Origin of the sequence: Burkholderia sp. Bp9140 (assembly GCF_003853425.1) — a bacterium.
GTDB lineage: Bacteria > Pseudomonadota > Gammaproteobacteria > Burkholderiales > Burkholderiaceae > Burkholderia.
The window spans coordinates 1-9,452 of the sequence record NZ_QTPQ01000078.1; the positions used below are offsets into that span (position 1 = coordinate 1).

The 9,452-nt window shown below is 66.0% G+C and carries 8 protein-coding genes and 1 pseudogene; 7 read left to right on the forward strand and 2 right to left on the reverse strand.

What is annotated here, in order from left to right; all coding sequences use genetic code 11:
* The 7 genes from DIE21_RS36310 to DIE21_RS36345 all read left to right on the forward strand — a co-directional run.
* The coding region (locus DIE21_RS36310) for a 2-oxo acid dehydrogenase subunit E2 (protein WP_185640726.1) at positions 1-240 on the forward strand (240 nt) is incomplete at its 5' end.
* 548 nt (positions 241-788) lie between these two features.
* A complete protein-coding gene (locus tag DIE21_RS36320) occupies positions 789-1,130 on the forward strand; it encodes an HpcH/HpaI aldolase/citrate lyase family protein (RefSeq protein ID WP_311767477.1) in 342 nt (113 codons plus the stop codon).
* A gap of 633 nt (positions 1,131-1,763) precedes the next feature.
* Positions 1,764-2,786, forward strand: a complete 1,023-nt coding sequence (locus DIE21_RS36325; RefSeq protein WP_124502148.1) for a zinc-binding alcohol dehydrogenase family protein — start codon at positions 1,764-1,766, stop codon at positions 2,784-2,786.
* A 17-nt stretch (positions 2,787-2,803) separates the two neighbouring features.
* The gene (locus DIE21_RS36330; protein ID WP_124502153.1) at positions 2,804-3,916 is read left to right on the forward strand and encodes a mannitol dehydrogenase family protein; all 1,113 of its coding nucleotides are present in this window, start codon (positions 2,804-2,806) and stop codon (positions 3,914-3,916) included.
* Between the two features lie 70 nt (positions 3,917-3,986).
* On the forward strand, positions 3,987-5,288 hold the full coding sequence (locus tag DIE21_RS36335; protein ID WP_124502149.1) for an enolase C-terminal domain-like protein: 1,302 nt from the start codon (positions 3,987-3,989) through the stop codon (positions 5,286-5,288).
* Positions 5,289-5,334: 46 nt separating this feature from the next.
* Entirely contained in the window at positions 5,335-6,672 is a 1,338-nt protein-coding gene (locus DIE21_RS36340; protein ID WP_124502150.1) for an MFS transporter, read from the forward strand.
* Positions 6,673-6,743: 71 nt separating this feature from the next.
* A complete protein-coding gene (locus DIE21_RS36345) occupies positions 6,744-8,285 on the forward strand; it encodes a UxaA family hydrolase (RefSeq protein WP_124502151.1) in 1,542 nt (513 codons plus the stop codon).
* Between the two features lie 96 nt (positions 8,286-8,381).
* Here the strand turns inward: DIE21_RS36345 and DIE21_RS36350 are convergent, their stop codons facing one another.
* Positions 8,382-9,278, reverse strand: coding sequence for a LysR substrate-binding domain-containing protein (locus DIE21_RS36350; protein ID WP_124502152.1), 897 nt, complete (start codon positions 9,276-9,278; stop codon positions 8,382-8,384).
* A gap of 75 nt (positions 9,279-9,353) precedes the next feature.
* Positions 9,354-9,452: pseudogene (locus DIE21_RS36355) on the reverse strand (amino acid ABC transporter ATP-binding protein); the annotation flags it as partial.

Below are 9,452 nucleotides of genomic sequence, written 5' to 3' on the forward strand. Positions count from 1 at the left end.
TCGCTCGGCGGGATCGGCGGCACGAACTTCACGCCGATCATCAACGCGCCGGAAGTGGCGATCCTCGGGTTGTCGCGAGGGCAGTTGAAGCCGGTGTGGGACGGCAAGCAGTTCGTGCCGCGGCTCATTCTTCCTCTGTCATTGTCATGGGACCATCGCGTGATCGATGGCGCGGAAGCCGCGCGGTTCAATGCGTATCTCGGTGCGTTGCTTGGCGATTTCCGTCGCTTCATTCTTTGATGAGCTGTGGGGCTCGCGAGGGCGTGGGTTTTTTGTCGGTTATCCGCGCTCTGTCGTTGAACCTGTTTTGCTAATGGTCTATCAGCGTCGCCCCTGCGCGGGGCGGCGGTCACTTTTCTTTGTCTTCCAAAGAAAAGTAACCAAAAGAAAGGCGCGTCCTTGGGCGGACGGCAAAGGTGGTGCTGCCCAGGTTCGCGTTCTCTTGTCTGGCCGTAGTCCGGTTCTTCCGCAGGTTTCTCCCTCTCTGTCTGACGGGGGCGCCGCAGTTGGGCACTCCGTCAACGACGAGATTCCGTGCGATCCGACAGTCCGGGCATGATGACTTCGTTCAGTGCACAAATACATGCGAGGCATTGTGACAGGCGATGCCGGGTGCGTTGCGGCGGCGAACGGGTGCGGCCGGGAGCCAAGTCGGCGGTTCAGGCAAGAGCAGCCGGCACATTTGGCGCAGCACGATTCCCATCCAGTCACCCCGTGCCTGCAAGTCCTTGATCAAGTCGACGACACAACGCTGAACCGCGCTGGTGGCAGAGCCAACAGGCAGAGAATTGGACCAGCAGATACCGGCCGGGCGGCACGGTTCGGGCGCGACGATACGTCGAGCAACCTGCATCAATGCGGTGTTCCGCGAGGCGAGGGGCGCCCGCAGGGCCAAGCGCAATGGCTTTGGCGGGAAGTTGTGTATTCACCCGAAACAGATCGAACCTGTCCACGCGGGCTTTGCGTATTCGACAGAAGAACTTGCTTGGGCGCAGCGCGTAGTGTCCGCGGTGCGAGCAAGCGGGGGCGGCGCTGTAGCCGTTGACGGCAAAATGGTCGATCGACCCGTTGAGTTGAAAGCGTTGAAGATTCTCGCAATGGAGTTGCATTGCGACGCGGAAAAATCCTGAGGCAGGCGTCAGGCCAGTCGTTCCGCCGTTCGATCTTCGAGGTTCAGCTCGTTTCCCAGCGCGCAGAACAGACTCATGTTCGTCGAACGCGTTAGCCCACGTCCGCCTGCTTTCGGTGCGCGCGCCGACGCGCGACGAGATCCGGACTGTGGCGCCCGTCGAAAAGCTCGCCCACCAGCCTGACAAGCACCGAATTGGCCGTCATTGACGCAATCTCGACGCGAAATTCGAGATCGGGCTGGAGCGCGGGCCGGCCTCCGCAATGGCCGAGCGCATTGCATCGACCGCACGGCGCAGGCAGTCAGTCTACTTCGCTTCAGTGGCCTGACCAATTGGTCGGGGCCCGCCACGTATTCGCGCATCGGTGGAGAATCGATCCGTTAAATTGGCCTTACCAAATGCCGGGTACTCGAGACGGTTGGCGCTATCACGCCCAGTCCAGTGAAATATTGCCCTATCGAGAGCCATTCCTCCGCTGCGACGCGTTCTGCCGCCCCGCAAACTAGGGATTTTCCATGAATTTCCTAGATTGGCTTGACCAATTGTGGTCAGACCAATAGCCTGTGTCTGGTCAGGCCAATTTTCGGGGGCACGTTTCCGCGCCGTCCCATTTCAACCGTTATCGAGACACCGATGAGAACTGTCATTTGTGAAGAACCCGGTCGCCTTGTCGTTGCCGAGCGCCCGATGCCGGCAGCCGGACCGGACGATGTACTGATTCGCGTGAAGCGCGTCGGTGTGTGCGGCACGGACATGCACATCTTCACCGGCAACCAGCCGTACCTCGCCTATCCGAGGGTGATGGGGCACGAACTGGCCGGCGTCGTCGAGACCGCTCCGGCGGGGGCGCGCGTCAAGGCCGGCGACCAGGTCTACGTGATGCCGTATCTGTCGTGCGGATCGTGCGTCGCGTGCCGTGCGGGCAAGACGAATTGCTGCACCCGCATCCAGGTGCTGGGCGTGCACGCCGATGGCGGCATGGCCGAATACCTCGCCGTTCCGCAGGCGTTTGTGTTCGAGGCCAATGGCGTCACGCTCGACCAGGCCGCGATGATCGAATTCCTCGCGATCGGCGCGCACGCGGTCGCGCGGGCCGACGTCCGGCCGGGGCAGCGTGTGCTGGTCGTCGGCGCGGGGCCGATCGGCATGGCCGCGCTGATCTTCGCCATGCTGCGCGGCGCGCGGGTCAGCGTGCTCGACAGCCGTGCGGACCGGCTCGAGGTCTGCGAGACCGCGCTGGGTGCGCACGCCGCCGTGCTGCTCGACACGACAGGCGCCGCCACCGACGTGGCGCGTCTTGCGGCGCTCACCGACGGCGAATTTTTCGACGTCGTGTTCGACGCCACCGGCAACCTCGGCGCGATGGAGCGCGGCCTCGAGTTCGTCGCGCACGGCGGCAAGTACGTGCTGATCTCGCTTGTCAAGGGCCGCATCTCGTTCTCGGATCCTGAATTCCACAAGCGCGAGACGACCTTGCTCGCGAGCCGCAACGCGACGCCCGCGGACTTCGAAACGGTACTCGACGCGATGCGTGCGGGCCGGGTGCCGACCGACGCGCTGAAGACGCACGCGCTGACGCTCGCCGATCTGCCCGACCGGTTCGCGCAGCTCCTCGAGCCGGACGCTGGCGTGATCAAGGCGCTCGTCGAATGCTGAACGGGGCGCGCGAACCGATGGGCAATCCGATCCTGCAATTCGGCACCAGCCGTTTCCTCCAGGCGCACGTCGACCTGTTTACGTCGGAAGCGCGGGCCGCGGGCCGCGCGCTCGGCGAGATCACCGTGGTGCAGACGACGTCGAGCGCCGAAAGCCGCGCGCGCATCGACGCGCTGCGTGCGACCAGGCGCTATCCGGTGCGGATCCGCGGCCTGCGGCACGGCGAGACGATCGATCGCGTGGTCGACTGCACGGCGATCACCGAAGCGCTGCATGCGACGGAAGACTGGGCGCGCTTGCGCGAGCGCGTCGCATGCGCGGTCCGCACGATCGTCTCCAACACCGGCGACAGCGGTTACGCGCTGTTCGATGACGACGGGGCCGATCTTCTCGACGGCTCACGGCCGCCGCGCGGATTCGCGGCGAAGCTCGCGGTGCTGCTGCACGAGCGCTTTCGCGCCGGCGGGGCGCCCGTCACGCTGCTTCCGTGCGAGCTCGTCGCGCGCAACGGCGACACGTTGCGCGACCTGGTGGTCGCCGTCGCGCGGCGATGGGAGGCGGATGCCGCATTCGTCGACTACCTGCTCGGCGGCTGCGTGTGGGTCAACTCCCTCGTCGACCGCATCGTGTCGGAGCCGATCCACCCGGTCGGCGCGATCGCCGAACCGTATGCGCTGTGGGCGGTCGGCCGCACGGCGGGGATGACGCTGCCGTGCGAGCACCCGGACATCGTCGTGACCGACGATCTGGACGTTTACGAGCGCCGGAAGCTGCTGCTGCTCAATCTCGGGCATACGGTGCTCGCGGAGCAATGGCTCGAGCGCGGCGGCATGCCGGACATGACGGTCGGCGCGGCGATGGACGATCGCGCGTACCGCGCGCCGCTCGAAGCCGTATGGAACGACGAGGTGATGCCGGTGTTCGATGCGCTCGGAGAGCGCGACGCGGCGCTGGCGTACCTGGACGAGGTGCGCGACCGGTTCTCGAATCCGTTCCTTGCGCATCGCCTCGCCGATATCGCCGGCAATCACGACATGAAGAAGGCGCGGCGCCTGCGCCCGGCGGTCGAGCTGGCGCGCGCGCTGCGGCTGCCGATCATGCAGCCGCGCCTGACCGCGGCGCTCGGATGAGCGGCCGCGGCGTACCGGTCCGCCGCGGCATGCAATGAAGTGAAGTGAAATGAAATGGAGACACGCAACGATGACGACACGCATTACCGATGTGCAGGTACGTGACATTCGCTTTCCGACGTCGAAGAGCATGGACGGCTCTGACGCGATGAACGGCAATTCCGACTATTCGGCCACCTACGTGACGCTCGTCACCGACGCGGGCAACGGCCTCCAGGGGCACGGGCTGACGTTTACGATCGGCCGCGGCAACGAGCTGTGCGTCGAGGCGGCGCACGCGCTCGCGAAGCTGTTCGTGATCGGCCGCTCGCTCGAGGAGATCACGGCCGACTTCGGCGCGTACTGGCACGAGATGGTTGCCGGCGACTGCCAGTTGCGCTGGGTCGGCCCGGAGAAGGGCGTGGTGCATCTCGCAACGGCGGCGCTGATCAATGCGATCTGGGATCTCTGGGCCAAGACGGCACGCAAGCCGGTCTGGAAATTCCTGGTCGACATGCCGCCCGAACAACTCGTGAGCTGCATCGACTTCACGTACATCGACGACGTGCTGACGCGCGAGGAGGCCGTCGCGATGCTGCGCCGGGCCGCACCGGGCAAGGCGCAGCGCGAACGGGAGATGCACGCGCACGGTTTTCCCGGCTACACGACCGCGGCCGGCTGGCTGGGTTACTCCGAGGACAAGATGCGCGCGCTCGCCCGCGCGGCGGTGGCGGATGGATGGACCCACCTGAAACAGAAGGTCGGCGCCGATCTCGAGCAGGACATGCGGCGTGCGGCCATCCTGCGCGAGGAACTCGGCTGGGAGCGCAAGCTGATGATGGATGCGAACCAGAACTGGGGCGTCGACGAGGCCGTCGCGAACATGCGGGTGCTCGCCCGGTTCGATCCGTGGTGGATCGAGGAGCCCACGAGCCCCGACGACATTCTCGGTCACGCCGCGATCCGGCAGCGGATCGGACCGATCGGTGTCGCGACCGGCGAGCACGCGCACAACCGCGTGATGTTCAAGCAGTTCTTCCAGGCCGGCGCGCTCGATTTCTGCCAGCTCGATCCCGCGCGGCTCGGCGGGCTCAACGAAGTGCTCGCCGTCGTGCTGATGGCGGCGAAGTTCGGCGTGCCGGTATGTCCGCACGGCGGCGGCGTCGGTCTGTGCCAGTACTCGCAGAACATCGTGATGTTCGACTACATCGCGGTGTCGGGCTCGCTGGAGCGGCGCGTGCTCGAATACGTCGACCATCTTCACGAGCATTTCGAGGCGCCGATCGTGATTCGCCGCGGGCGCTACATGCCGCAGGAGGCGCCCGGTTACGGCGTCACGATGAAGCAGGCTTCGCTCGATTCGTACGCGTACCCCGACGGACCCGAGTGGTGAGCGTAAACGGGCCGGCATCACGACAAGAACCATTCCGGAGACAACGATGGATCACGATCCGCATCAATCGAAGCACCTTGCCGGCGCGGTCAGGAAGGCCGCGATCCGGCTCCTGCCGTTCCTCACGCTGATGTACGCGCTGGCGTTCATCGATCGCGCGAACGTCGGTTTCGCGAAGATCGCCTATCAGGCCGATACGGGCCTGAGCGATGCGGCATTCGCATTCGGCGCCGGCATTTTCTTCATCGGTTACGCGCTGTTCGAAGTGCCGAGCAACCTCATCATGAATCGCATCGGCGCCCGGGTCTGGATGAGCCGGATCATGGTGACGTGGGGGCTCGTGTCGGCCTCGATGATGGCCGCGCATACGCCGACGCAGTTCTACGCGATCCGCTTCCTGCTCGGCGCGGCCGAGGCCGGGTTCTTTCCCGGGATCATCCTGTACCTGACCTACTGGTTTCCCGCGAAGGGGCGCGCCCGTGCGCTGGGACTGTTCTACTTCGGCGTGCCGATCGCGATGCTGATCGGCAATCCGCTGTCGGGCTTCCTGTTGCAGATGCATGACGTGTTCGGCTTGCGCAACTGGCAATGGATGTACGTGGTCGAGGGGCTGATGGCGACCGTGGTGGGGGTGATTGCGTTCTTCTACCTGACGAGCCGGCCGAAGGACGCGCGCTGGCTGACCGATGACGAGAAGCGCGCATTGTGCGACACGCTCGACGCGGAAGAGCGCGCGAAATCGCGGCATCTGTCCACGGCCGTGTTCGGCGTGCTGAAGGACCGTCGGGTGCTGACGTTCATTGCCGCGTACTTCTGCATCCAGATCGGCAATGCGCCGCTCGCGTTCTACCTGCCGTCGAAGTTCGCCGCGACGATGGGCACCCAGATCGACGGAAAGATCGGGTTGCTGCTGATGATCCCGTGGCTGTGCACGATTGCCGCGATGATCGTCGCGACGCGTTTCGCCGATCGCCACGACAATCATCTGCAGGTCGCGACCGGCATGCTGACGGTCGGGATTCTCGCGTTCGCATCGGTATCCGTGATCAATACACCCGTGCTCGCGCTGCTCGCCTTCTGCATCGCGATTCCCGGGCTGGTCGCGTGCCAGCCGGTGTTCTGGTGCCTGCCGACGCGCTATCTCGGCGGGACGGGCGCGGCGAGCGGCATTGCGTTCATCGTGTCGATCGGCAATCTCGGCGGCTTCGTGTCGCCGCAGATCAAGGCGTTCGCGGACGCGGTGTCGCACGATTCGCGCACGGGCTTCGTCGTGGTCGCCGCGCTGTGTTTCGGCAGCGTGCTGCTGCTGCGCTCGCTGCGCGGGATCGAGCACGCGGCCGCGGAGCGCACCACGGGCGGCGCGCAGGCCGGCTCGCATCGATGAACCATTCGCCGGCGCGCGGGACCGTCGCGCGCCGGCGACGAACGACCCGTCAGGGATCCAGGATCACCTTCATGTCCTTTCAAGTTACCGAGCCGGTCGCGATCCGGCTGCATCCGAACGATGACGTCGTGATCGCGACGCGCCAGCTGGTTTCCGGCGCGCGGATCGCATCCGAGGCGCTCGTCGTGGCCGGCCTGGTTCCGCCCGGCCACAAGATCGCGACACGCGACATCGCGACAGGCGAGCCGGTCAGGCGCTACAACCAGATCATCGGTGTCGCGCGCGAGGCGATCGCGCGCGGCCAGCATGTGCACGTGCACAATCTCGGCATGGCCGAGTTCGCGCGCGAGCACGCGTTCGGCGTCGCCGCGAGCCCGACGCAATACGACGAAACGCCGGCAACCTTCATGGGCATTCGCCGTGACGACGGCCGAATCGCGACCCGCAATTACATCGGCATACTGACGAGTGTCAATTGTTCCGCGACGGTGGCGCGCGCGATCGCCGATCATTTCCGGCGCGATGTGCGCCCGCAGGCGCTGGCCGACTATCCGGCCGTCGACGGCGTGATCGCGCTCACGCACGGGCTCGGCTGCGGGATCGATTCGCAGGGAGACGGTATCGCGATCCTGCGGCGCACGCTGGCGGGCTACGCCGTGCATCCGAACTTCCACTCGGTGCTGTTCATCGGGCTCGGCTGCGAGACCAACCAGATCGGCGATGTGCTGCGCGAAGGCGGGCACGCGGACGCCGCGCGCCTGCGCCACTTCACGATCCAGGAGAGCGGCGGCACGCGCAAGACGATCGAGCGCGGCATCGCGATGGTCACGGAAATGCTCGCGGACGCGAACCGCGCGGCGCGGGTCCTGATGCCGGCGGCGCATCTGGTGGTGGGGCTGCAGTGCGGCGGCTCGGACGGCTACTCGGGGATCTCGGCGAATCCTGCCCTGGGTGCGGCGGTCGACCGGCTGGTCAGGCAGGGCGGGACGGCGATCCTTTCCGAGACGCCGGAAATCTACGGCGCCGAGCACCTGCTCACCCGGCGTGCCGTCAGCCGCGCCGTCGGCGAAAAGCTGCTCGCGCGAATCGCGTGGTGGGAAGCCTATTGCGCGCGTCACGGCGCTGCGCTGGACAACAATCCGTCGGCCGGCAACAAGGCGGGCGGGCTCACGACGATCCTCGAGAAATCGCTCGGCGCGATCGCGAAAGCCGGGACGACGAATCTCGTCGACGTATACGAATATGCGCAACGGATCGATGCGCGCGGCCTCGTCTTCATGGATTCGCCCGGCTACGACCCGATGTCGGCGACCGGGCAGGTCGCATCGGGCGCGAACCTGATCTGCTTCACGACAGGCCGGGGGTCGGCATACGGCTGCGCGCCGTCGCCGTCGCTGAAGCTCGCGACGAATACGGCGCTATGGACGCGCCAGGCGGACGACATCGATATCGATTGCGGCGGCGTGATCGACGGCAAATCGAGCGTCGACGAACTCGGCGCCGAGATCTTCCGCGCGATGCTCGACTGTGCGTCGGGCCGGCGCTCGAAAAGCGAACTGCACGGCTACGGGCAGAACGAGTTCGTGCCATGGCAGGTCGGCGTGATCACGTAGCCGCGTGTTGTGCGCGACCTCCCGCGCGAGCCGCCCGAGCCGGCGCAATCGCGCTTGTCGTGAGGGCGCGCCGCATGCGCGATTTGCGGCATCCGCTCAGGCGGGCGCGACGCCCGTGGCGTCCCTGCGTTCGTTCGCGATCCAGTCGCCGAACAGCTGGATCTTCTGCTGCTGTTCGGCACCGCCCGGATACACGAAGTAATAGCCCATCCCCGTCGGCAACGCTATGTCGAACGGCATCACCAGCCGGTGCGCCGCCAGGCTTTCGTCCGCGAGCGTCCTGTCGCCGATCGCGACGCCGTAACCGTCGATCGCCGCATGTGTCGCGAGGTCCAGCGTTTCGAAGCTCAACCCGCGAGTCGAGTCGACGTGTGGTGCGCCCGCATGGGCGAGCCATCGTTTCCAGTCGCGGTGGTCGCGGGTCGGATGCAGCAGCGTATGACCGGCCAGGTCGTCGAGTCTCGCGAGCGGCTGCCGGTCCGGCAGGCTCGGGGCACAGACCGGCGTGAGCCGTTCTTCGAACAAGGGGATCGCATGCATGTCGGGGCCGCCGCCGGCAGCGTAGATCACCGCGGCGTCGAACGGTTCCATGCGGAAATCGACGTGATGATCCCAGGTCGTCGTGATCTGCACCTGGAGTTCGGGATGCTCGGCCTGGAACCGCATGATTCGCGGCAGCATCCACTGCATCATGCAGGTCGGCACCTTCAGCGCGAGTTCGGTACGCCTGCGAGAGAGGCGCATCGATACCTCCTCGATGCGCGCGAAGCTTTCGCGCACCGTCGGCAGCAGGAGTTCACCTTCGGCCGTCAGCGTCAGCCCCTTGGGCGTGCGCTTGAACAGCGCAAACTGATAGAAGCCCTCGAGCGCGAGGATTTGCCGGCTCACGGCCCCCTGGGTCAGGCACAGGTGCTCGGCGGCGCGCGTGAAGCTGCCGTGACGGGCGACGATGTCGAAGATCTGCAGCGCGTTGAGGGAAGGAAGTCGTTTCATCTGGACGGCAGGTTCCGGAAAATGGCGGCCGGCGGCGCGCGGCGCGTCGTGCGGCATGACGCGCCGCGGTATCGCTCAGTGCAGGATTTTCGCGAGGAAGTCCTTCGCGCGATCCGACTTCGGATTCGAGAAGAAATCGTCCTTGCGGTCGTCCTCGACGATCGCGCCCTTGTC